The sequence below is a fragment of the Candidatus Thiosymbion oneisti genome (genome assembly GCF_004359955.1).
Taxonomy (GTDB): Bacteria; Pseudomonadota; Gammaproteobacteria; order Chromatiales; family Chromatiaceae; genus Thiosymbion; species Thiosymbion oneisti.
Genome location: NZ_SMSC01000009.1, coordinates 78515 through 101792 on the forward strand (window position 1 = coordinate 78515; position 23278 = coordinate 101792).

The window sequence follows — 23278 nt, forward strand, 5'->3', positions numbered from 1 at the left end:
ATCACAACTCTTGCTTCTTTGTCGAATTCATAAATATCTCCATCGACTATCACGAACTGGTTATACAATCGGCCAATAGTCCTTCAGAATCTGCTCCTCATCCCAAGGGCATGACTTCGGGAAGGTATCGTAGTCGAACGGGGTTTCCGCGACCGCCAGATCCACTGCATCGGGATAGGCTTCGGTGGTGACTTGCTCGAGCTCGGTTCTAAGGCTGGGATTCTCATCCAAGAGCCTGGTAACGGCACGGCGCTGGGTGTTGATGGTCGCCCGCCAGGACTTCCGGTTCGGATAATCGGGCTGGTAACGCCATTTGAGCAGGTGTCCTATCAACACCGCTAAACGGCTTTCCAGTGCCCGCCGCTCCCGTTTTCCCAAATCCCCGATTTCCTCTACCAGATGCGCGGTGTCGAGCTGTGAGAAACGCCCCGACTGCAGCAGCCGCGCCTGCTCCTGAGACCAGGCGAAGAAGTCTTGGTCATAGTCGATACTCATGATCCAAGTACAATCTTTCCGGAGTTTTTAACCCAAAGTTTTTTTCATCCGCAGATTACGCAGATTTCCATGGATTGAAGACGATGTAATCCGTGACAATCCGCGTAATCCGAGATCTTATGCCTGCTCGCAGGGAAGGGAGCCCCTAGGGCGGGTCAGGCCAAACCTCGTCCCGACGCAGGAGGGAGCCTGGTCGCCACCCGACGAAAGTAGCCAACATACGGCGAATGGCGCAAGATTATCACACACCGTGAACATTCGGTCGCACAAGAACGTCCGCACCATACCTGCCATCCGTATGCGCTTGCCCTGGGCTGGGAAGAATTCGTCTTGCGCTTCGGCGCGAAAAGTATATATTTAAGGTATATATACTGATAGGGTACAAGATATGCAAACCGCAAGGCTTTTCGTAAACGGCGGCAGTCAGGCCGTCCGTCTGCCCAAGGAGTACCGCTTTCCGGGTAACGAGGTAGTCATCAGGCACCTGGGTAACGCCGTGGTACTCTTGCCCAAGGACGACCCCTGGCAGGTCATGTTCGATGCCCTCGCCGAGTTTCCGGAAGATTTCGCCATTTCCCGTGAGCAACCGGAACCGCAGGAACGGGGGCCCATCGGGTGAAGATTCTCCTGGATACGGACATCTGCATCTATGTCATCAATCGGAAACGGCCCGCGGTCTTGGCGCGGGTCAGGGACTATCGGATCGGCGCGGTCGGCATCTCGTCCATCACCTATGCAGAGCTACGCTTCGGCGTGGAGAACAGCGGCCGGGTTCAGGAAAACCTGACTCAGTTGGAACGTTTTCTGCTGCCGCTGGAGATCGTCCCATTCGATGCCGAGGTGGCACGGCAGTACGGTCAGCTGCGCACCGAGCTCAAACGTGCCGGTTGCCCCATCGGTTCAAATGACCTCCTGATCGCCGCCCATGCCCTGAGTCTGGATGTCACGCTGGTGACCAACAGTGTCCGGGAGTTTAGCCGGATCAGCGGTTTGCGCGTCGAGCGATGGGGATGATTCGGGACCAGGATGAGGAGAATAATTGTTGGGTTCTTCCGATGATGACCAAATCCGAGCTGCTGGAGCTGATTGCGAACGGTGAGAACTCCGGTGTCGAGTTCAAGCGTGACGACCTGCGCCCCGAGCAGTTGGCGAAGGAGGTGGTGGCACTCGCCAACTTCCAGGGGGGCCGCATCCTGCTCGGGGTCGATGACGACGGATCGATCACGGGGATCCGGCGGGACGAGCTCGATCACTGGGTGATGGATACGGTGTTCGGGCGCACCGTGCACCCCATGATTCTCCCGTTCTACGAAGAGATCCGGGTCGACGACCGGCTGCGGGTTGCGGTCATTACGATCAGTCAGGGAACGACCAAACCCTATGTCGTGCGCCATCATGATCGGGAGGATATCTATATCCGGGTCGGCAGTATCTCGCGGCGTGCCACCCGCGAACAGCAAGCCCGGCTCTATGCGATCGGCGGCATGCTGCACGCGGAGCAGCTCCCGGTATCCGGTAGCAGTCTGGGTGATCTCAGCCGAGATCGGTTAACGGACTATCTGGCAACGATCGTCGGGGACAATCAGCTCCCAATGGACGAAGAAGCCTGGGGTGAGCGCTTGTGTAGCCTGGGTTTCATGGTCGAGCGCGCAGACGGTCCACCGGTATGCACCATCGCGGGGCTGGTTCTTTTCGGCCATGCGCCCCGTCGGTTGTTGCCCCAGTCCGGCATTCGCTGGATGGCCTTTGACGGCGCGGACAAGACCTACCGGGCGCTGGATGACAGACTGATCGATGGACCCTTGGCCGCGCTCCGGATACAAGCCGCGGGTGGCGGGCGTGAAATTGCCGGGAACGGAGTCATCGAAGGCCTGGTGGATGCCATGCGGCCATTCATCTCGGAAGAAGCCGCCGCGGTGGATGCGTCCATGCGCCGGGAACGACGTTGGCTGTATCCCGTGGCGGCGCTACGCGAGGCGATCGTGAATGCGCTTGCCCACCGTGACTGGACGCGCTACGAAGAGATCGAGGTCGTGAGCTATAAGGATCGTATCGAGGTCCTGAGCCCCGGCGCGTTGCAGAACTCGATGACCATCGCCAAGATGATTGCCGGCCGGCGTTCTCCGCGTAATCACTTGATCGTCGAAGTCCTGCGCGACTACGGCTACGTGGACGCGCGGGGCATGGGCGTGCGCAACAAGATCATTCCACTCCTCAAGGAACAGAACGGAGTAGGACCAGAGTTCCAGGCTACGGAGGACTACCTGAAGGTCGTCATGTTCAAGGGTGAGCGTGCCGGGAATCGAGAGGACATCGGGTCAGGATGACCATTATTGGATTTCGTCCTGCGATGGTAGAAAATCGCTTAAGTCATCCGACATCCACCGGCTCCAGCAGCTCAGCCCCATCATTCGCCGGCGAGCTCACTCGCCTCGATATCTGAAACGCCTCCATCTCCGCCTCATCATATGGCGCCAGCATCCCGCGCAGTGCCTCGATGTCCCTGAAGCCGGAATCCAGCCACCGGTCCCAGAGCTCCGGCGCCAGGATCGCCGGCATCCGGTCATGGATCGGTCGCAGCAGCGCGTTCGCGTCGGTCACGATAAGGGCGCAGGTCTCCAACTGCGCGCCGTCCGGCGCCGCCCAGCTGTCCCACAGGCCGGCGAAGACGAACGGTGCTCGGGACTTCATACGGATCGCGTAGGGTTGCTTGCCGCCAGGCACAGGCCTCCACTCGTAGAAGGCCTCGGCGGGAATCAGACACCGGCGAGAACGGAAGGGACCGCGGTAGGCCGGCTGCTGGTGCACCGTTTCGGTCCGGGCATTGATCATGCGGTAGCGGCTGTCCGGTCCCTTGGACCATTGCGGCACCAAGCCCCAACGCAACGGCTGGAGCTCGCGACGGCCGTTTTGCTCCCGACACGCCATCACCGATTGGGTCGGCGCGACGTTGTAGCGGCACGCCAGGGCGTCATGCCGACCCTCGATGTCGAACATCGCGGCGTAGACGGCGACGGGTCCGAGCTGAACAAAGCGACCGCACATAAGAAAAACACTTAGAGGAATCCTTCCATAGCTCACACGAGAACCGGTCGCCGAGGTTCCCAAAGGGCTCCCAGATCGAGGCTCACCGCCTCAAACGGCGGTACGGCAACCTGATCGGTATCGGCAAAGCGACCGATCTCGATCCAGGCGCCAGCATCGAGTCGGTACGCCTCCAGCATGCGCTTAGCCGGATCGATCAGCCAGATGTACTGTACCTCATAGTGGGCATACAGCGGCATCTTGATCTCACGATCCCTATTCGCCGTGGACGGAGACGAGATCTCGCAGATCCAGTCAGGAACCACCTCGAAGCGTTGATCTTCCGGCAAGTAGGGCATCCGCTCCCGTCGCCAACCGGCCAGATCCGGTACCGCCACTTCCACATTCCGCACGAAGTGGAGTTCCGGCTCATCTGTCCGTTCAGGATCTCCCCGGTCACCTCTTCAGGTAGGGCCTCCAGGGACTCGTAGAGGGTGGGTTGAAGTGCTGGTTCCATTCACCGGGACCTCGACCGATTTGCAGACAATATGAGTTTACCCGGACGTTTGCAGGCTATTGTCAGCTAATTTGGGTTGTCGGCAAAACGATGACCCTGAACTTGAAAACGTTCAATATTGCGCATAATGTATATTATGTAAAGTAAAGGTTAAACAGCAGCCAGCGCACTCCAAAGCAGTCCGGAATCCATAAGAGCCTAAAAATTTACCACTACCAACAGCCTTTCCAGGGGTCCTTCCATGGTTGCGATTTTTAGGCCGGCAACCACAGGTCTTCTAAAACGATAGATACGGCCTCGAACGGCGGTGCAGTAACCCGGTCAGCGGCAAAGTGGCTGACCTCAAGCCAGGCATCGGCATCGAGTTGGTACACCTCCAGCGTGCGCTTGGCAGGATCGACCAACCAGGCATAGCGCACACCATACTGCGCGTAGAGCGGCATTTTGATCTCACGGTCCCTGCTCGCTGTGGATGGGGACAGGATCTCGCACACCCAATCCGGAACCACCTCGACACGGTGGCCCTCCGGAGGTACCGGCATACGCTCACGTCGCCAGCCGGCTAGATCCGGTACCACGACCTCGGTATTGCGCACGAAGTGCACCTCGGGCTCGATGAAGATCCACCAACCGCCGGGGCCACCTCGGCCCCTCTGAAAAGGTCCTTCCAGTTCACTCCCGAGCACAAGGTTGGCATTCACATGGGGTATCGAGGGCCGAGGCTGGGTGTGGAGTTGGCCGTCTAGAATTTCCCCGGTTACACCCTCGGGCAGGGCCTCAAGATGTTCGTAGAGCGTCAGCCTGGCTTGCGGTTGCATTCCTTACTCTCCGTAGCTGGAGACACGATTACTTTTTGAAAAGAATCCGGTAAGCGAGCAGCAAAACCAGGGCGCCGGCCATAGCCAGGCCTATGCTCACCAAGTTGAAGCCGTCTACGGCACCGACACCTAGTTGCGTGCCCGCAAAACCGCCTAGAAAAGCGCCGGCGATACCGATAAGAATGGTGACGATAATGCCGCCCGGATCATCGCCGGGCATGATCCACTTTGCCAAAACCCCTACGATAAGACCCAACAGAATCCAGCTTAAAATGCCCATCGTGTCACCTCCGGAAGTGGTTGCTCATGGTGTGGGATCGACCTGCGAAACTTCACAGTGATTTCCTCGTCCGCCCAGCCGGTTGCAGGCCGCTACCCGTGGAACCGGACGGTTGGATATCACCCTGGCACAGGTTACCTCACGGTAAACCCTCATCTACTTCAGGTCAACGCCTCGCAACCAGAGTCCGAAAGGCACCGATCTTCGCTCTTTGACCCCCTCTCCCCAACCCAATGCCCATTGCTTGGAGACAATCAAACCTGCCGGCTGTCCGGCGTTATCGGGTGCGGCCCAGAGGGCATCTGCTCTGAGCGTTGCCGCCAGCTGGTGATGGGGTCCGTAAGCCGTCTGAAAGACGGCGGTCCCAGCCGGACTCACGTCCCCGGAAGCGCCGATATGTTGTCGGCCCCTGGGACCGCCGACATTCTGTCGGCTCCCGAGACTACCGATATTTCGTTGGCCCTTCCGGCTATCGGGTAAAACCTGAATGCCGAGTCGCCGGTCCAAATGGTCATCAGTCAGGCTGAGTTTTCTCGATACGGAATTCAGCGTGAAATATGGTAGCTTCATCCCACCGCTTCCGGGAAAACCGAATACTTTCACAGTCTCGCTGCGTGGAAACCAGAGACCGGGAGCGGGGCTGTTGCGACACCCTCGGCGGGAGAGGGGCTTTGTGGATTGGTTATGAAGATCCCTCGCTACGCTCAGGATGACAGTAATCCGTGAGGTAAAATCCGAGATTGGAACTAACCATCTTTTACCTCACGGATTCAGGAATTTGTCATGGTGCTGCGGCAATACCGCCCGCCGGGACATGAGGACACATATCCCTTCAACTCCAGTAACAGGAGCATGGAGGCAATGTCCTGTGCGGGCAGACCGGTGCGGCGTATCAGGTCGTCCGGGGATACCGGATCATGTCCCAGGTTTTCGAGCAGCCGCAGGTAGTCCGCATCCAGATCTCCCGGATCGCCGCTGCCGCTCCCGTCCGGCTCGGTCGTCTCGGCGGTGAGGGGGCCCAACAGAGGAGCCAGCTCCTCGAGGATATCCGCGGCGGACTCCACCAGCTTGGCCCCATCTCTGATGAGCGCATGACAACCACGCGCCAGGGGGTTGTGGATCGATCCGGGGATGGCAAAGACCTCCCGCCCCTGCTCGACGGCATAGCGGGCGGTGATCAGGGAGCCGCTCTTGAGCGCCGCCTCCGTTACCAGGGTCCCCAGGCTCAGGCCGCTGATCATGCGGTTGCGGCGCGGAAAGTTGCGACCGACCGGTGCGGTGCCGGGCGGATACTCGGTGACCAGGGCACCCTTCTCGGCGATCCGTCGCGCCAAATCCCGATGGGCCGCCGGGTAGACACGATCCGGCCCGGTCCCGAGCACCGCCACCGTCCGCCCGCCCTCCAAGGCGCCGGCATGGGCGGCACCGTCGATTCCGATCGCCAGACCACTGACGATGGTCAGCCCGCAGGCGGCGAGATAGCGTGCGAAGTCGCTGGTCGTCTCCCGCCCGGTGGGCGTAGGATTACGGCTGCCTACGATGGCGAGCATCGGGTCCTTGAGGACCTCGGGGTCCCCGCGCACGAACAACAGGATCGGCGGCGTGGACACCTCTGCCAACAGGGGCGGATAGCGGGGATCGTCCCGGGTCAGAATCTGTACCCCCTCCCCTTCGGCCCAGGCCAGATCGGCATCGGCCGCGGCCTCCGGGGGATCCAGGACGGCATCCACCAGCGCCGGCTTCAAGCCAATGGCCTCAAGCTCCGCGCGTCCGGTGGCCAGTACCCGGATCGGATCGCCGAAATGCTCGACCAGACGGCCCGCCACACGTGGTCCCACACCGGGGATGCGGCCCAGGATCAGCCAAGCCCGTAGGCGTTCTCTGGTGGTAGAAGACAAGGCCCCGGCTCCGGCAGGATCTAGCCCGTTCAACACGGACCTGCAACGACCGAAAGGGACACTCGCGCAGTCATGATCGGTAGGGCAAAAAGGGTATAGAGTTTTCCCCTAACTCATGCAGCATCCCGAATGCCTGCATGGATGATGATTTCGTCGTATGGGGTAGACAGGGTTCCATCCGTATCCCGGTCCACCAGTCCCAGCTCGACGAGACTCGTCACGTCCGTATGGACGTTCTTGTAGTCCCGCCTCAAGGACTTCGCCAGTTGCTTGACGTTCAGTCCTTCGTGGACCGCCAGGTGACGCAGCAAATCGAGACGCTTTTCGGTAATGGCCGAGAATAACTCACGTAAACTGCCGAAAGCGAGCCTGGGCGTAACCGCGTGTCCGGCGTCGGCCACCTGCCAGGTCCCGGCGAACGCGCGCAACGCCGCATCAGGCTTCAACACACTGATCTCGATTCGGTTCATTCCCACCTCCAACCCCCTAGACGGGTGCAATCTCGTCGGAAGTCGGGAAGCAGACGATCTATACCGATTGGACGTGATAAAACGCCTCGTGATCCCCATAGTGCCGGTGATCACCCTTGCCGGCTTCGTTGTCGTAGCGCACCAAACATTCCCCGGACCGACCGCAGAACAAACGGTACTTTATGCCGTGTGGTCGTTCCGCAGAGGCGGATGGAAGCGCCCAGATCACCATCTCAACGATGACGTCACCTTGCCGATCCTTATAACGAAAGATTTGGCGCGCCTTCATGAACGCCAAGCATGACATAGACAGCTATGGTTTAAAAGACCATACCCAAACAGCGCTGTCCGGCATTATTTGGTGCGGCCTGAGAAGGCGTCGTGTTGCGTTACGCCGCGCTCGATGCCGTGCCCCCAAAAGCGTTTTCCCATGCGGCTAACGCAACCTACACTCAACGCGAAGTCCGTGCGGACAAATAACGATGCCGTCGGTGGTATACTCCTTACCGCACCTTGCGCTCGGGCACGCTGGAACAGCACACAATGAGCACCCTCGAAATCCTGACCTTTCCGGATGCGCGGCTGCGCAACAAGGCCAAGCCGGTGCCTGTGGTGAACGATAAGATCCGGCATACCGTCGATGCCATGTTCGAGACCATGTACCAGGCGCCGGGAATCGGCCTGGCGGCCATCCAGGTGAACATCCCGTTGCGGATCGTCGTCGCGGATGTTTCCGAGCAGCAAGATTCTCCGCTGTGCCTGATCAATCCGGAGATCCTCAAACGCCGGGGTCAACAGGAGAGAGCAGAAGGCTGTCTGTCCGTGCCCGGATTCTACGAGCAGGTCGTCGGCCGCGCCGAGACCATCAGGGTACGCGCCCTGGACCGCGACGGCGAGTCCTTCGAGCTGGAGGCGGACGGCCTGCTGGCGGTCTGCATCCAACACGAGGTCGACCACCTCGACGGCAAGCTCTTTGTGGATTATCTCTCCCCCCTCAAGCGCCAACGGATCCGCAAGAAGCTGGAAAAGGACCAACGGCAACAGCGTCCTCCACCTGCCGCTCCCAGACGCAGGGCCATCTAACAAAGCTCTGCCCCGGAGCTGTCTTGGTTTACCGACCAATGAGGATGCATTCGCCGGCGTCGGATTGCGTCCAGGTGCGGATTTCATGACGACGGCACCGCTTAAGATCGTCTTCGCCGGAACCCCCCCATTCTCGGTCCCGAGCCTACGCGCCTTAATCGACGCGGGACAGGACATCAGGGCCGTCTATACCCAGCCCGACCGCCCCGCCGGCCGTGGTCGCAGACTCACCGCCAGTCCGGTCAAGGAAACGGCAACGGCCGCCGGGCTGCCGGTCTTCCAGCCCCCTACCCTGCGCGATCCTGGGGTCGTCCGGTCCCTACGCCGACACGAGGCCGACCTTATAGTAGTCGTCGCCTACGGCCATTTGCTCCCGCCGCCGGTGCTCGAGCCACCGCGGCTAGGCTGTGTCAACGTACATGCATCCCTGTTGCCGCGCTGGCGCGGAGCGGCCCCCATCGCGCGTTGTATACTCGCCGGCGACCGGGAGAGCGGCGTAACCATCATGGGCATGGAAGCCGGCCTGGACACCGGCCCCCTATACTTGCAGCAGGCCATCCCGCTGGAAGAGAACGAGACCGGGTGCAGCCTGCACGACAAGCTCGCCGCCCTGGGGGCCTCCGCCCTGCTGGAGGCACTGCCCGGCATTGCCGACGGTACCTTGACGCCCGAACCCCAGGACGATGCCTTGGCTACCTATGCCGAGAAGCTCACCAAAGAAGAGGCCCGGATCGACTGGTCCCGCCCTGCCGTCGAGCTGAACCGCATGATACGCGCCTTCGATCCCTGGCCCGTGGCCCAGACCAGGCTCGGCGAGACTACCCTGCGGCTGTGGGGCAGTGAGCTGCCCGACGTGGATGCCGGACCGGAGCCGCCGGGCCGGGTCGTCCGGGCCGGCAAGACCGGCATCGATGTGGCGACCGGGGATGGCCTACTGCGCATCACGCGCCTCCAGCCCCAGGGGAGACGGCCCATGGCGGCCGCCGCATTTCTCAACGCCCACCATGTGGAAGGGGAAACATTTGGCTGAGAGGCTGTTTAAAAACTAACCCATTGATTTCAAGTCGGTAGGCTGAGTCGAGAGACGAGACCCAGCAGATCAAACTTGCCCCTAAACGCTGGGTGGTAGTGGTAAGTTTATAAGTGTCAAAGTAGAGCGATTCATCTTTTTGATCCCCTCTCCCCAACCCTCTCCCGGTAGGGAGAGGGGGCATAGCGGCCAGTGCTGTTGGTCATGTTCCAACTTAGACATTAACCACTACCCGCTGGGTTTCGTTCCTCAACCCAGCCTACTACCTATCCGGCCTACGGCCCTTTTTTGGGCAGCCTCTGAGCGGCGAATAGAAAGCTTATTCACCGCAAAATGCACGCTGATGCGGTGAATAGGTGATATAATCTCCGCAAAGGATGCGGCGATTATGACATGGATACATAAGCAAGATGGATGGCCAGCCCTCACATGGGATGCGCAGGCGCTTGCCTTCAGGCTGACAGACCTTCGGCACCGGCAAGGACGGCTGCTTGGCCGCATGGAAGGGATGGGCTTCGCGCTTCGCCAGGAAGCAAGCCTGGATATGCTGACGGCCGATGTGGTGAAGTCTTCAGCGATTGAAGGGGAAATGCTTGACCCGGAAGAGGTGCGCTCCTCTATCGCCAAACGTCTCGGGATCGATATCGGCGGCCTGGTTCCTGCCAATCGTGATGTTGAGGGGATTGTCGAGATGATGCTCGATGCGACGCAGAATTTCTCAAAGTCTCTGACTGCGGAAAGGTTGTTCGGTTGGCATGCCGCGCTGTTTCCGACCAGGCGCAGCGGTATCCATAGGATCACGGTCGGAGCATGGAGGCCAGAATCGGCTGGAGCGATGCAGGTGGTCTCCGGCCCGATTGGCCGAGAGAAGGTGCATTTTCAAGCGCCGGATGCGGACCGCCTCGATGTTGAGATGGAGGCATTCCTGACCTGGTTCGAGGCGGATCAGGGGATCGATCCTGTGCTCAAAGCCGGGCTGGCGCATTTCTGGTTCGTGACCATCCATCCCTTCGAAGATGGCAATGGCCGGATTGCACGGGCGATTGCGGATATGTCCCTTGCGCGTTCAGATCGCACCAAGGACCGCTTCTATAGCATGTCAGCGCAGATCGAGGATGAGCGAAGGGCCTATTATGAGCGGTTGGAAACCCAGCAACGCAATGGGCTGGATGTCACCCCCTGGCTGACCTGGTTCCTTGATTGCTTGAGACGGGCCTTGAACAGTGCTGAAAACACATTGCAGGCCGTGCTCTTCAAAGCCTCACTCTGGGCATACGCCAACCGCGACGGTGTGAATGAGCGACAAAAACTGGTCCTGAACCGGATGCTGGACGGCTTCAAAGGGCATATGCGCACGTCTAAATATGCCAAGCTGGCACGATGCTCACAGGATACAGCACTCCGCGATATTCGAAAGCTGACAGATCGCGGCCTTCTGATCCAAAACCCCGGCGGCGGACGGAGTACAAGCTACCGGCTTCCAACCTCAGAGGAATTACCTACACTAAGAGGCTGTCTAAAAACTAACCCATTGATTTCAAATCGGTAGGCTGGGTCGAGGGACGAGACCCAGCAGACCAAACTTGCCCCTAAACGCTGGGTTTCGTTCCTCAACCCAGCCTACCGCCTACTCCGGCCTACGACCCTTTTTTAGACAGTCTCTGCGCCCCATTACGTCGGCTTCCGGCAATTCAACAGGGGGTGATGAGAACCGGAAAATCCCGAAGGAAATCTGAAAATGACAAATTCTCAAGCGACTGCTTACCCGCAAAAACCCGCGCAGTCACCTTCCGATTGTCGCATCCTGGCGGCGGAGGATAACCCCGCACTCGGGGATGTGATATCCGGGCTGCTGCGGATACTGGGGTACTCGGTGGATGTGGCGAGTGACGGAGAGCAGGCAGTAAAGCAGTGGCGGGAAAATAGCTACCATCTTATCTTGATGGACTGCGTCCTACCCAAACTCGATGGCTTTGAGGCGACGAGACGCATTCGCGCGGAGGAAAAATCTACCGAGAAGAAGGTTCCCATCGTTGGTCTGACCTCAGACACCGACCAAGAAAAGCGGAAGCGAGGTCTTGCGGCAGGAATGGACGGTTTTAGGCAAAAACCGATAACCGTCGAGTTACTGGAGGAAGTGCTGGAACAATTCTCTCTGAGGTAAAGCCCTGACACTTTAAAGTCATGGCGTTAGAGGCTGTCTAAAAAAGGGCCGCAGACCAGAGTCAGGAGTAGGCTAGGTTGAGGAACGAAACCCAGCGTTTAGAAGAGCCGCGTCCGCTGGAGCGGACAAGCTGCCGTTCCCACGCTGGAGCGTGGGAACGAGCGTGATAGGCCAGTTGGTTTGCTGGGTCTCGTCCCTCGACCCAGCCTACCGATTTAAAATCAATGGCTCAGTTTTTAGACAGCCTCTTAGCCGGGGAAGTGTTCATATAGATACGAATAACTCATGTTCGAGGGCTACCAAAAAACGGCGGGTTGGCACCTAGGCATCAACCTGGGGCACGACCGGGCGGCTGCCTTGGTGCGCGATGGAGCGATCGCGGTTGCCATCCAACAGGAACGCCTTGACCGGAACAAGTATAGCGTCGGGATGCCCCTTCAGTCCTCCACCGATCCCCGTTCCATCCAGCTACCTGAGCGGGCGATTCGTTATTGTCTCGACGCATGCGGCATCGACCTCTCCGAGCTGGTCTCGATTACCGCCAATATGCCCGGCATCGATCATGCCCCGAAGATTCTCGCCGGGGCCCTATCCGCCAGTCTGCGCGACAAGATCCGGCAGCTTCCGAGCCACCATCTGGCCCACGCCTACAGCGCCTATTGGCCCTCCGGGTTTGAGCAGGCCATCATCCTGGTGGCCGATGCCGGCGGTACCACAACCGACACCCATGAAACCGAATCCTACTCCCTCTACCAGGCCCAGGGTAACCGCATCCGTCTGCTGCACAGCGAGCAGGTAGCCGCCCACCTGGCCGGTCTTTCCACCCTGGGCTTTCTCTATGAGTACCTGACCCGCAAGGCCGGCTTTGTCACCCCGGTCGGTGCCGACCTGACCATTGCGGAGCCGGGCAAACTCATGGGACTCGCCCCCTATGGACGCGAACAGCGTCACTGGCAGCCTTGGATTCGCTTCCCCGAAGATGGGGGGTACAGCCTGGGGATCTCCGCCTACGACATCTTTCTGGAGGTCGCGGCACTTGAAAAACGCTATGGCGGGAGTCAGGACGACGGGCCCAGTGAATCGCTTAAGGGAACCCCCCGGCCACACCCCTGGCTGGTGGATCTCGCCTATAAGGTCCAACGGGAACTGGAACAGGCGCTCCTGTACCTGGTCGGTCAGGCGGTCCACCAGACCGGAGTGAAAAAGCTGTGTCTTGCCGGCGGCGTGGCGCTCAATGCGGTGGCCAATTATCGGCTACAGCAGGAACTTCCACTCGAAGCGGTCTTTATCTTTCCCGCCGCCGGGGATGCCGGCATTGCCGCCGGATGTGCCCTCTGGGCCTATGCCACCAGCGAGCAGGACCCGCAGCGAAAACGACTGCGGCGCGCAACCCTGGGACACAGTTACCGCCAAGAAGAGATCCACAAGGCCCTGCAGACGTTCACCGACCGCATCGAGATCCAGCACCTCGCGCCCTCCGACGGCACCGAAGAGACCGCCGGAGCACTGGCGCAGGGGCAGATCGTCGCCTGTTTCCAGGGGGGGTCGGAATATGGCCCGCGCGCTCTGGGGCACCGCTCGATCCTGGCCGATCCGACCTTTGCCAAGATGCGGGACATCCTCAATGCGCGGGTCAAATTCCGGGAACCCTTTCGTCCCTATGCCCCGGTCATCCCGGAAGAGGTGGTCGCGGAGGTCTTTGAACAAGAGACCCCCTCCCCCTTCATGCTGTTGATTGCCGCCATCCGTCCCGAATATCGGGCCCGGCTGCCGTCGGTCACCCACGTCGATGGCAGTGGCCGGATTCAGACCGTCACCGCGCAGGAAAACCCCTGGTTGCATGGCTTGTGTCACAAGATCGTAACCTTATTCATGCCCGAGAAGTGGTCCTTGCCACACAAGAAGGCACGGCGCACGCAGCGGCATACGCAGTGATACCAAGGGGTGTCCTCAAGGGAGACGAGAGCGGAGCGGGGAGCGATCATAGTCAAGTGTGAATTACTTCAACTATTTCTTACGTCAACATTAAAATATGTGTCCAGAGAAAATTCGTATCGTCCTTTCTAGACTCGACAATAATCATTAAGATAGTCCTATGCTCAACGACCCCCACAGTGATAAGCCTGCCATGAAGATTGGAGAGGTAGCCGAACGGCTAGGGACAACCCCGCGTACCCTCCGTTTCTATGATCAGGAGGGCCTCATCCGGCCACGTCGTAGCGAAAAGGGAACCCGGCACTATGGGGAGGACGACATAGAACGGCTCCAAGCGATCTTACTCTTAAGCCAGCTTGGTATGCCGATAGAGAAGATCCGACAACTCGCTTCGGTTCGGCCAGAGAGCAGGAATGGCGACGAGTCGAGTCGTCACGTGACATCCATCTTGGAAGAGCTGCGCCGCGATACAGAAGCAAAATTAATACAATATCGCTGGTTACTGGCTGACATCAAGGTGACCAAACGCCTGGTGCGCCGTTGTTTTAGTTGCGCTAAGCGCCCCGATCGCCGCAACTGCGATTCCTGCCCCATCGGCGAGGCACTACCTGACTCCCTTCTCCTCAAGCTGGTGTGGGACCAGATCGACGCGCCACCGGCCTGACCAGCATACCAACGCTGCTCCTTTCTCGACCGCCGGGCACCAAACTTTCCTCACGTGGCTGAAACGGGACAAGGATGCAACCTCGAATCAGAGGGAGCAGAAAAATTGCGGAAAAAAATTTGACCTTAACGTAAAAAACAGATTTAATATTTCTGTTGTGATGTTTTTTCTCTACTAACCAAAGGAAAATCGCATGTCGAGAACGATGGTCCGCATAAAAACCGGTGGTGATCGTGATGTGTTGCCAACAGTCGTCAGGCTGCTTGAGGAATTGAAGGGAGTATCCAATGTAACACCGCGCCAAGCTGATCTGTTGCTGGTCGACTTCCAGTCTAATCTATTGGCTCCGCCAACACTCCTGAACGCAATTACCGCAGCGGGATATCAGGGGAACGTCGTAGACCTGTAATCAGGTGACGATCTTGGCACTAGTACGCCGTTTCACTTTATTTTGCTTGTACAGGACCAATGGGTATACGAGGTTCCCCCATCCTACCGACCCTTGAACATACAAAATAAGCTGAAATACTGCACTAGTTACCAGTAGATAGGATGATGGAGGTAATGATGTGGAAGCAAGCCTTGATAATCTTAGGACTGTTTGAGGCTCTATTTCTGCTGCTGACGACCATTAGCGATAGGATACCAGATGCAATCATGCTGACGGCCAACGTGGCCTTTGCGAGTTGGCTTTTCATGGAGGTGATGCGTGTGCGATTAGGGCATGCACCGACCAACAGTACAACACACGGTATTCTATCACGCTCCTTCCTGGTAATCTCATTCATATCGGTAATACTGGCTTTCGTGGATAGGGGACTGAATTATCCTTTTCGTTTACCCCCATTACCGGATGTGCCCCTGGTGACAGGTTTATTGCTGTTCACAGGTGGTGTGTGGTTGCGGTATATCTCGATCAAGACCTTGGGACGGTTTTTTGTTACCAAGGTTCAGACAACCAATGATCACCAGTTGATAAAGAACGGCGTATATCGAGTACTGCGTCACCCGAGCTATACGGGACTTTTATTGGGGTTTACTGGAATCATTCTGATGCTTCAGAGCACCATCGCGCTCGCGCTGTTTCTCGTAGTCGGAATCCCCGCATACCTTTATCGAATCCGTGTCGAAGAAACCGCTCTGTCCCGTGTTTTTGGTGAGGATTATAAGCACTATCGGGACGAGACGTACGCCCTCATTCCGTTCATTTATTGACACGATTTCTCAGGAGATCTTTTCTAAAGGGATTGCCACATGATACTTTCAAGACGGTTTCAAATCAGCTTATGGGTGGCAGTTATTTCTTGGTTGCTCTGGATGAGAATCGGACTGCTTGGACCGAAAAGCGCTTTCTATTACGTAGAGCAACATTGGCCCATTACACTTACCATGATGTTTGGTTCGATGGTGGCGGGTGCTACCAGTGAAGGCGGTGGTGCGGTAGCTTTTCCGGTCTTTACAAAGTTGCTTCATGTCACGCCATGGGACGCCAAACTCTTCTCCCTTGCAATTCAGAGCATCGGGATGGCAGCCGCCTCCATCGTGATCATGTTGATGAGGGTCAAAGTGGAATGGTGGGTGATCGGTTGGGCAAGCCTTGGGGGTGCCGCTGGAATGTCGGTCGGTGCCACCGGACTAGCTCCGTTGTTGCCACCTGACGTAACCAAAATGACTTTTACCGCGATGACTAGTAGTTTCGCAGTGGTCCTCTATATCTTGAATCGGGGCGAGCATTGCTGCCATGATCAGATGCCTACCAATGGGAAATTCGAGAGGAATCTGTTAATCGCTTTGGGATTCGCGGGCGGAATCCTTGCCAGCGTGGTAGGGACGGGACTTGATATAGTCATTTTCTCGACACTGGTGCTGCTGTTTCGGGTTAGTGAAAAAGTAGCGACCCCAACCTCCGTGATCCTGATGGCAATCAATTCCATCGTCGGTGTCGTGGTCTATTTTGTTTTCCTAGGCCAGATGAACGAAGTAGTGTTCAGCTACTGGATGGCTGCCTTTCCGGTCGTCGTCATCGGTGCGTCACTAGGAGCCATTCTATGCGCATACATGTCCCGTTTGATGATTGCCAAATTCCTGATCGGGCTCATTTCATTGGAATTGATCAGTTCTCTACTCATAATTCCACTACGGACGTCTGTGGTCTGGTATAGCCTGCTCGTCACAATCATGTGCCTATCGCTGTACTTTATGATGTTGCGGACCCAACGTTATGAGATGTCTTCGATGTCAGGTCCCGTGTAGTCACCAACTACCCGCATAGCGGGTAGCTTGAGGAAAGCCCCTAAAAGGGGCTATGAGTCGCTGAAATCTAGTGAGTTCTGACGATCCTGTTGTTCCTGGTTACGGATGTAGGCGCGAACGATCTCTTCATCCAGACCGACCGTGCTCACGCAGTACCCTCTGGACCAAAAGTGCTTCTCGGTAAATCCTTTCTTCACCCCGAACAGCTGCCGGTGAATCTGGATCGCTGATTTCCCTTTCAGGTACCCGACAACCATCGCAACACTGAACTACAGTACCTTCCGGTGGTATTTTGGAACAAACACCAGATGATACTTACATTCCCATCTCACGTGGGCTAAACTTTGCCATTCTTTCATGGTTACCTCCTGAGTGAGGCCCCGGGGCTTTCCTCAGGAGGCTTTTTACCGCAGGAACGGCAGAGCCTTTTCTAGTCGCACCGGCAAAGCCGGTAGTTTACTAAAATTCTAATTAGAGTCTCAAACCACGCCGACCTGCCTTTCCTCTTATATCAGACGTTGGCGAGGATAATTTTGTAACCAATGGAATCTAGCTATTCGCTTTGACCTTTTATTTCGAACAGCCATTGCATTCCCCAGAGAATCATTCATGAGGTGAGCAATGATAGTGAATGCTGGAAACGGAAAGAGAAGGAAGTTTTGAAGATCTCTCCCTTCGGTCGAGATGACAAATTTCGGCGAGATGACAAGCTGTGCCATGACCTGAGAAACCGGCCTTTCAGACAGTCTCCTAACTCAAAACCTTATGCGGGCTCCCCGCGGATTGACGATGCGGTTCGTTCCTCTCACCGCATCCTATGGGCTAGTCTACCCCCTATCGATTCCACTTAAATCTCCGTCAGCCCCCCGGCCAACGATTGTCGAGCACCACCTCAAGAGAAACAGACCAATGACCCAGCATATTCAAGATAACCTGTGGCACGGCGCTATACCCTACGCCATCGGCCAAGCCGCCGTGCTCCAAATCCCGATCCCGAACAGCGGCGGCTTGTACATCGGACTCCGGACAAATAATCCTAAACGCAGGCCCACATCGACATCGACCTTGTTTTTTCAGGACAAGACAGGAAAAGAACGGCTCCTGAGACTCGATTATGGGGACAACCCCAGGACCCGTACCATAGACTTTCACTGGAACCACAAGAGAGGCTACGCAAAATTCGGGATTGAAGACCACACCCCCGCAGGCCGGGCCGGTGAGATCGCTTATAAGAGTGCCAGGTATTTCCGTTGGGGCGGGCGGGTATTCCTGGTCGCCGGCATCACCGCCGATACCGTCTCCATCGTCAGATCCAGCACTCCATTGAACCGGGCCTCTCAAGTAGTCTCCGCTTGGGCATTGGCTTGGGCAGGATGTAAGGCCGGGGGCGCTGGCGGCGCGGCCCTGGGTTCCCCGGCCTCACCACTCGGCATGGCGGCAGGCGGAATCGGCGGCTGTATCATCGGCGGTCTCGGCGGCTATGTCGGCGGCACCGTGCTCGGCGGTCAGGTATACGACTGGGTCAAAGGCACCTTCTTCATCCCCTTGCAGAGGACAGCGGCCCCTCATGACTAAATCGACAATCTGCGTCTGCCCCGAACCGCGCGGCAATTACTGGCAACTGGGTTCCCTCATCACCGATCGGGGCAGTGTCTTCCTGCTCGGTTGGCACCTGATACCCTGGCCCGTGGATGGCGGTATGCCGGAGGCGGTCGGCATGGTGCTCGCGCGCGCCATGACCTCCCTGGCGAGTGTCACCTATCTGCACAGTGCCGAAATGAAATCGTTCCTGGACGACTTGGAGCGGTTGAGCAAGGAAAACCTGGCGCGCAGATTATTGGGCCGTTGGTATGTAGGAAAGAAGATAAGATTTTGGCAGCACTTCGGGGGGAGGACGTCACACCCCCGTGATCTGGTCACCACCGAATGTCCGGAGACGGCGACGGAGCTGTTCGATGATTCGGGCTATACATGGTGGGCGCAGGACCAGCTCGCCTTTCTGTCCGCCCCCGGCCGGCCAGCCCCCGAGATCGACCGGCGTGAGCTACGACTTCTCTTCGACAGCATCAATGGCGACTGGGTCCGGCATGCCGCGGAGCTGGCCGAGAGGACCGGTCTTTTCGCCGTGATGTGTCCGGGGGTGGATGGCGCCCTGATCGGCGTCTTCTCGGCGACGGCCTCTTTCCAGCAAAAGCTGCTGGAGGCGCTGGAGGAGGCCGCAACCCATGCCGGCTTCAATTGGATGTCTCTGACGGAGGAAGCCTTCCGTGACTGCCTGACAAAAAAGTGGGCGGGATGAACAGCTCGCCGAAGGCCGGGGGCGCGGCCTTGGCTCGTTCTCTCTGCGGTCGAGATGACAAATTTCGGCGAGATGACAGGCTTTGGTTGGGATGACAGGCTTGGTCGAGATGACAAGCTGTGCCATGATCTGAGAAACTGGCGTTTTCAGACAGTCTCTTAACTCAAAGGGGGTCCTGATGTATCCCGATAAAACCGCGCTTCTTCTGATCGGCTATCAGAACGACTACTTCGCAGAACAGGGCGTACTGCACAAGGCGATCGAGCCGGCCCTCCGGTTCGAGCAGGTTTTGAGCAACACGCTATCTCTGCTCAAAGAGGTCGTTTCCATGCCGACCCTGATCGTCTCCACCCCGATTATCTTTACCTCGGATTACGGCGAGCTCATGAATCCGGTCGGCGTCCTGAAGACCATCAAGGAACAGGGGGCCTTCCAGCACGGCACCTGGGGCGCGGAGACGATCCCCGAGCTGCAAGCCTTCGGTGAGCGGATCCTGGAAGTGCCCGGAAAGCGCGGACTCAATGCCTTCTCCGACACCGAGCTGGATGTCGTGCTGCGAAGACATCGGATCGAGAACCTGGTCATCGCCGGGGTCTTGACCTCGATATGTGTCGACTCCACAGGTCGTACCGCAGTCGAACATGGCTACAAGACGATCATCCTCAGCGATTGCACCTTCGGTCGCACCGACTTCGAGCAGGGCTTCTACTGTGAGAAGGTCTTTCCCATCTATAGCCAGGTCATGGAGCATCGGCAACTGCTCGAATCGATGCACATCCATTATCGGGAGACGCTGAAAAGGATCGAGGAGATAGAGACCGAGACCCAGATCCAGCAGCGTCTCTTCGAGGAGTTGGCCGCGACGGAAAAGCGGTACCGGGAGCTGGTCGAAAATCTGCGCAATATCGTGTTCAGATGTGACGAGAAGGGGGTGCTGACCTTTGTCAGTCCTGCCTGGCAGGGCCTACTCGGTTATCCGCTGAGCGACTCGGTGGGTCGTCCCCTGATGGATTTCGTCTACCCCAAGGATCGGCGGGGCGGCTGGGAGGAGTTGTCGGACCAGGCCTCTCAGGGGCCGCATAGGATACGGATGTCGCATCAAAAGGGTCATGTGCGCTGGTTCGATCTCAGCATGTATGCCGATAGCACTAACGGCGGCGTCGGTCTACTTTACGATATCACGCGCCAGCAGGAGAACGAGCAGCGGTTGTTGGAGGCGATGGCGTCAATCGAGGCAGCTACCCAAGCCAAGGACCATTTTATGGCGACCATGAGCCATGAGATCCGGACCCCGATGAATGCGGTGATCGGCATGGCGGAGCTGTTGTCGCACACGGAGCTGAACGAGAACCAACAGGGCTACCTCAAGACCATCCGGAGCAGCGGCCGTTCCCTGCTGCGGGTCATCGACGATATCCTCGATTTCTCCCGGATCGAGGCGGGAAAGCTGGTCCTGGAGACCTGTCCCATCGACCCCCGGGCGGTGGTCCGGGAGGTCCGGGACTTGCTCGCCGGCAAGGCCGAAGAGCAGGGGTTGGAGCTGGTGGTTCGGACCGCATCGGAGGTGCCGGAGGCGGTCGCAGGCGATCCTACTCGCTTGCGCCAAGTGCTGATCAATCTGGTCGGGAATGCCATCAAGTTTACCCCGGAGGGGCGGATCACCATCGACCTGAAACTAGTTGCAACCCAAAAGGACGCCCACCTGTTGGAGTTTGCCGTCCGGGACACCGGGATCGGAATCCCCGCGGAGCGTCAAGCGATGCTGTTCCAGCCGTTTTCCCAGGGCGACTCCTCGGTCGCTCGGGAGTTCGGCGGCACCGGCTTGGGGTTGGCGATCTCGGCCCGTCTGGTGGAGCTGATGGATGGAACCCTCGTCGTCGAGAGTACCCCGGAGGTCGGTTCGACCTTTCGCTTTACCATCCGCGCGCCGAGTTGCGACCAGCCGCCGGAGAATACCCAGGAGCCGGCGACCCTGAAGCTGGATCGCGAGCTGCCTGAACGGCTGCCGCTGAAGATTCTACTCGCCGAAGACGATGAGGATAGTCGGGAGTTTCTTTCAGAGATGCTTGACGGCATGGGCTACCCCGCGGAGGTGGCCGGCGACGGTGTCGAAGCGGTCGAGCATGTGAAGAAAACCCATTACGACATTGTGCTGATGGACCTACGGATGCCGAATATGGATGGCTACCGGGCAACCCGCGAGATTCTGAACATCGGAAAAGAGGACTGCCCCATCATTATCGCTGTTACCGCGAATGTTCTGCCGGGGGAGCGAGAAAAGTGCCTGGCGGCAGGCATGTCCGACTTTATCCGCAAACCCGTTGACATCGGCGGACTGCAGGAAAAACTGGCGTATTGGGGAGAAAACCGGGTTCAACCCTGAAGTATCCCCACAAATCGGCCTCTGGCTCCCACGCTCCAGCGTGGGAGCAAATCCAGACGCTCCAGCGTCATGAAACCTTGGCCGCTGGAGCGGCCACAACGGCATTCCCGCGCTGGAGCGTGGGAACGAGCCATGAGGGCATCGTGGCCGCTCATTCGCTCCATAACTCGTTGTTTTAGATTGCAATAATGTGGGGATACCTCAGGGTTCAACCCTAGATCCCTCCTTCGTCGGGACAAGGATTTCTCGCTTCACTCGAATAACATCTTTTCCACAATTCGAGGCAGCGCCCTTACAATGGAGACTGGTGGAGGTACGGAGCTTATTATGGCAACTAGACGGGATAAGGGTGGTACTGCACCGACCGACGAGAAGATCAAGCTTGTCGTCGCCGAAGATCAGGCGCTGCTCGCCAGGGGGCTTCCCGGTCTCCTGCATGCGGCCTCATGCGGTGGGATTGAAGTGGTTCAAATCTGCCTCAATCGCTGCCAGCTGTTCAGGACGCTGAGAAAGACGACCCCGGACGTTCTGCTGTGCGACGTCTGGATGCCCAATGACAGCGGGGATCTACCCAGGCCCTGTGATGCACCGTCGCTGGAGGCGATTAAGCGGCAAAGCCCGAATACGGCGATCCTGTTGTTGAGCGGCAAGTCGGATGCGGCATTAGCGAAGAATCTTCTCGACTCGGGGGCCGATGGATTCCTCGACAAGGACGTAGCACCGGAACAGATCTTTCAGGCCATTGAACGAGTCAGGCAAGGCCACAGGTACATCGCGCCCCGCCTCCAAACCGCGATCGACTTGCTGAATGCCGGTTCGAACCAGTCTCTCCGTACTCAGTTGCTCAAAGGGCGGAGAGGAGATGTGCTGAGGTTGTTGTTGGAAGGATTGTCTCCAACCGAGATCGCCGCTGCCTTGCCGATCGGGAAGAAACATGTCGATAAGAAGATTGCAGAGGTCAAATCCATTCTCGGCGTCAAGACCCACATTCGTATCCTGCGGGCATGCATTGAGCTTGGAATAACCAAGCTTAGCAATAGGGTTGCAGACGCTTCGGACACCAGCTCCCATTATGATGCCGCGCGGGCGCTGCTTATTGCCGGTGGTATTCCAGCCATTCGGGATCGGGTCGTCAATGAAATTCTGGATCAGTTTGCCGAGGGGGGTGAGCTGGCGGCACTCTTCGACGTCTCTCTTTATCGCAGTAACCCGACCCGAAGTCGCGCACTGGCGCATACCGCCGTTGGTCTTGCACAACAAGCGGCAATGCCGAGGTTGGAATCGCTTTGCAAGGCGCTCGAGACGGCGTTGGGAAACGGTGAGTTCGTGACGGCTGAGGAGCTGGGTAGAAATCTGCCTGCGACGCTCGCATTGGTGCGGGCTGCGGTTGCAGCCGAGCCCGAGTAGGGCGGGAAAGCGCAGCGCGTCCCGCCGCTACTCAGACGGCGGGATGCGGTCGTCCCTGACCTATCCCGCCCTACGGGCTCCCAAGATACCGGCGTTCCCCGGCGACGTGCCCAACATCCGGTGTTGGGCATGCCGCTGTCCGAAGATGCGGTTCGCTGCCATCCATTGATGCGGTTCGGCCATCCCTGGCCTCACCACATCCTACGGGCTGGCGGTTTCTCGCTCGCGCTCGCTTTCATTCATTCATTCATAGTGCGTCCAAAGTCGGAGCACCTTTACGCTATGTTCTGCTTCGAGTATCTGGTAGACGAGACGATGCTGAATGTTGGTCCTGCGGGAATAGGTCCCGGCAAGATCACCTACCAAGCGTTCATAAGGTGGTGGATTTTGAAACGGGTCGGCCTCTAGAATGGCGAGTAAATCCGCAGCTTTTTTCTGCAACCCGGATGCCGCGAGTTTCTTGGCATCTTTCTGAGTCTGTTTGGTATAGACCAGAGACCAGATCACCACTCCAGTTCCTGCGTACACTCGGAAAGCGGTTCATTTATGCCTTCTGTG

General features: G+C 58.0%; 25 protein-coding genes and 3 pseudogenes. 16 read left to right on the forward strand and 12 right to left on the reverse strand.

Annotated features, from left to right (window positions below):
• Positions 1-60: 60 nt before the first annotated feature.
• Entirely contained in the window at positions 61-495 is a 435-nt protein-coding gene (locus E1958_RS06680) for a DUF29 domain-containing protein (RefSeq protein WP_133511199.1), read from the reverse strand.
• 388 nt (positions 496-883) lie between these two features.
• On the opposite strand from E1958_RS06680, the gene vapB reads away from it, so the two are divergent.
• Genes vapB through E1958_RS06695 form a run of 3 tightly spaced genes read left to right on the forward strand, consistent with a single transcriptional unit; the run spans position 884 to position 2822 of the window.
• Positions 884-1114: a type II toxin-antitoxin system antitoxin VapB gene (gene vapB / locus E1958_RS06685; RefSeq protein ID WP_133511200.1), complete on the forward strand. Its 231-nt coding sequence runs from the start codon at positions 884-886 to the stop codon at positions 1112-1114.
• The gene (gene vapC, locus E1958_RS06690) at positions 1111-1509 is read left to right on the forward strand and encodes a type II toxin-antitoxin system tRNA(fMet)-specific endonuclease VapC (RefSeq protein WP_133511201.1); all 399 of its coding nucleotides are present in this window, start codon (positions 1111-1113) and stop codon (positions 1507-1509) included. Before vapB ends, vapC begins: the two co-directional genes overlap by 4 nt.
• A 41-nt stretch (positions 1510-1550) precedes the next feature.
• Complete coding sequence (locus E1958_RS06695; protein WP_243448430.1) at positions 1551-2822, forward strand: RNA-binding domain-containing protein; 1272 nt, start codon at positions 1551-1553, stop codon at positions 2820-2822.
• Positions 2823-2865: 43 nt separating this feature from the next.
• Here the strand turns inward: E1958_RS06695 and E1958_RS06700 are convergent, their stop codons facing one another.
• The 8 genes from E1958_RS06700 to E1958_RS21205 form a co-directional block, all read right to left on the reverse strand.
• Positions 2866-3540, reverse strand: coding sequence for an SOS response-associated peptidase (locus E1958_RS06700; RefSeq protein WP_133511202.1), 675 nt, complete (start codon positions 3538-3540; stop codon positions 2866-2868).
• 32 nt (positions 3541-3572) lie between these two features.
• Positions 3573-3932 (reverse strand): Uma2 family endonuclease, encoded by a 360-nt coding sequence (locus tag E1958_RS06705; protein WP_341534740.1) that lies wholly within the window; start codon positions 3930-3932, stop codon positions 3573-3575.
• 358 nt (positions 3933-4290) lie between these two features.
• Positions 4291-4854, reverse strand: coding sequence for a Uma2 family endonuclease (locus E1958_RS06710; RefSeq protein ID WP_133511203.1), 564 nt, complete (start codon positions 4852-4854; stop codon positions 4291-4293).
• A gap of 28 nt (positions 4855-4882) precedes the next feature.
• Entirely contained in the window at positions 4883-5134 is a 252-nt protein-coding gene (locus E1958_RS06715) for a GlsB/YeaQ/YmgE family stress response membrane protein (RefSeq protein ID WP_089727020.1), read from the reverse strand.
• Positions 5135-5290: 156 nt separating this feature from the next.
• Positions 5291-5704, reverse strand: a complete 414-nt coding sequence (locus E1958_RS06720; protein WP_133511204.1) for a hypothetical protein — start codon at positions 5702-5704, stop codon at positions 5291-5293.
• Positions 5705-5904: 200 nt separating this feature from the next.
• A complete protein-coding gene (gene dprA, locus E1958_RS06725) occupies positions 5905-7032 on the reverse strand; it encodes a DNA-processing protein DprA (protein WP_133511205.1) in 1128 nt (375 codons plus the stop codon).
• Between the two features lie 113 nt (positions 7033-7145).
• On the reverse strand, positions 7146-7502 hold the full coding sequence (locus E1958_RS06730) for an HVO_A0114 family putative DNA-binding protein (RefSeq protein WP_133511206.1): 357 nt from the start codon (positions 7500-7502) through the stop codon (positions 7146-7148).
• A gap of 58 nt (positions 7503-7560) precedes the next feature.
• Positions 7561-7809 (reverse strand): toxin-antitoxin system TumE family protein, encoded by a 249-nt coding sequence (locus tag E1958_RS21205; protein WP_341765482.1) that lies wholly within the window; start codon positions 7807-7809, stop codon positions 7561-7563.
• Positions 7810-8045: 236 nt separating this feature from the next.
• Between E1958_RS21205 and def the strand changes: the two genes are divergently transcribed.
• From def to E1958_RS06760, 5 genes and pseudogenes are all read left to right on the forward strand, one after another.
• Positions 8046-8585 carry a peptide deformylase gene (gene def, locus E1958_RS06740; RefSeq protein ID WP_133511207.1) on the forward strand — a complete coding sequence of 180 codons (540 nt, stop codon included), beginning with the start codon at positions 8046-8048 and terminating at the stop codon, positions 8583-8585.
• An 85-nt stretch (positions 8586-8670) separates the two neighbouring features.
• A complete protein-coding gene (gene fmt, locus E1958_RS06745; RefSeq protein ID WP_133511208.1) occupies positions 8671-9615 on the forward strand; it encodes a methionyl-tRNA formyltransferase in 945 nt (314 codons plus the stop codon).
• 388 nt (positions 9616-10003) lie between these two features.
• Positions 10004-11164: a Fic family protein gene (locus E1958_RS06750; RefSeq protein WP_133511209.1), complete on the forward strand. Its 1161-nt coding sequence runs from the start codon at positions 10004-10006 to the stop codon at positions 11162-11164.
• Between the two features lie 189 nt (positions 11165-11353).
• Entirely contained in the window at positions 11354-11779 is a 426-nt protein-coding gene (locus E1958_RS06755; RefSeq protein WP_133511210.1) for a response regulator, read from the forward strand.
• Positions 11780-12325: 546 nt separating this feature from the next.
• Positions 12326-13627, forward strand: a pseudogene (locus E1958_RS06760) (carbamoyltransferase C-terminal domain-containing protein); the annotation flags it as partial.
• Between the two features lie 20 nt (positions 13628-13647).
• Here E1958_RS06760 and E1958_RS21210 read toward each other — a convergent pair.
• Positions 13648-13764: pseudogene (locus E1958_RS21210) on the reverse strand (transposase); the annotation flags it as partial.
• 110 nt (positions 13765-13874) lie between these two features.
• Between E1958_RS21210 and E1958_RS06770 the strand changes: the two are divergent.
• From E1958_RS06770 to E1958_RS06785, 4 genes are all read left to right on the forward strand, one after another.
• Positions 13875-14378 (forward strand): MerR family transcriptional regulator, encoded by a 504-nt coding sequence (locus E1958_RS06770; RefSeq protein ID WP_133511212.1) that lies wholly within the window; start codon positions 13875-13877, stop codon positions 14376-14378.
• 193 nt (positions 14379-14571) lie between these two features.
• Entirely contained in the window at positions 14572-14787 is a 216-nt protein-coding gene (locus tag E1958_RS06775; RefSeq protein ID WP_133511213.1) for a hypothetical protein, read from the forward strand.
• A gap of 155 nt (positions 14788-14942) precedes the next feature.
• The gene (locus E1958_RS06780) at positions 14943-15593 is read left to right on the forward strand and encodes a methyltransferase family protein (RefSeq protein ID WP_207787727.1); all 651 of its coding nucleotides are present in this window, start codon (positions 14943-14945) and stop codon (positions 15591-15593) included.
• A gap of 102 nt (positions 15594-15695) precedes the next feature.
• Positions 15696-16631, forward strand: a complete 936-nt coding sequence (locus E1958_RS06785) for a sulfite exporter TauE/SafE family protein (protein WP_207787728.1) — start codon at positions 15696-15698, stop codon at positions 16629-16631.
• 50 nt (positions 16632-16681) lie between these two features.
• Here the strand turns inward: E1958_RS06785 and E1958_RS06790 are convergent.
• Positions 16682-16990, reverse strand: a pseudogene (locus E1958_RS06790) (transposase).
• A 550-nt stretch (positions 16991-17540) separates the two neighbouring features.
• Here E1958_RS06790 and E1958_RS06795 point away from each other — a divergent pair.
• The 4 genes from E1958_RS06795 (at position 17541) to E1958_RS06810 (ending at position 22720) form a co-directional block, all read left to right on the forward strand.
• Entirely contained in the window at positions 17541-18206 is a 666-nt protein-coding gene (locus tag E1958_RS06795; protein WP_133511215.1) for a hypothetical protein, read from the forward strand.
• Positions 18199-18930 carry a hypothetical protein gene (locus E1958_RS06800; RefSeq protein WP_133511216.1) on the forward strand — a complete coding sequence of 244 codons (732 nt, stop codon included), beginning with the start codon at positions 18199-18201 and terminating at the stop codon, positions 18928-18930. The genes E1958_RS06795 and E1958_RS06800 overlap by 8 nt, the downstream gene beginning before the upstream one ends.
• Before the next feature lie 178 nt (positions 18931-19108).
• Positions 19109-21313: an isochorismatase family protein gene (locus tag E1958_RS06805; RefSeq protein WP_133511217.1), complete on the forward strand. Its 2205-nt coding sequence runs from the start codon at positions 19109-19111 to the stop codon at positions 21311-21313.
• A gap of 327 nt (positions 21314-21640) precedes the next feature.
• The gene (locus E1958_RS06810; protein WP_165741836.1) at positions 21641-22720 is read left to right on the forward strand and encodes a response regulator transcription factor; all 1080 of its coding nucleotides are present in this window, start codon (positions 21641-21643) and stop codon (positions 22718-22720) included.
• 243 nt (positions 22721-22963) lie between these two features.
• On the opposite strand, the gene E1958_RS06815 is transcribed toward E1958_RS06810, so the two are convergent.
• Entirely contained in the window at positions 22964-23227 is a 264-nt protein-coding gene (locus E1958_RS06815; protein ID WP_133511219.1) for a Txe/YoeB family addiction module toxin, read from the reverse strand.
• Between the last annotated feature and the right edge of the window lie 51 nt (positions 23228-23278).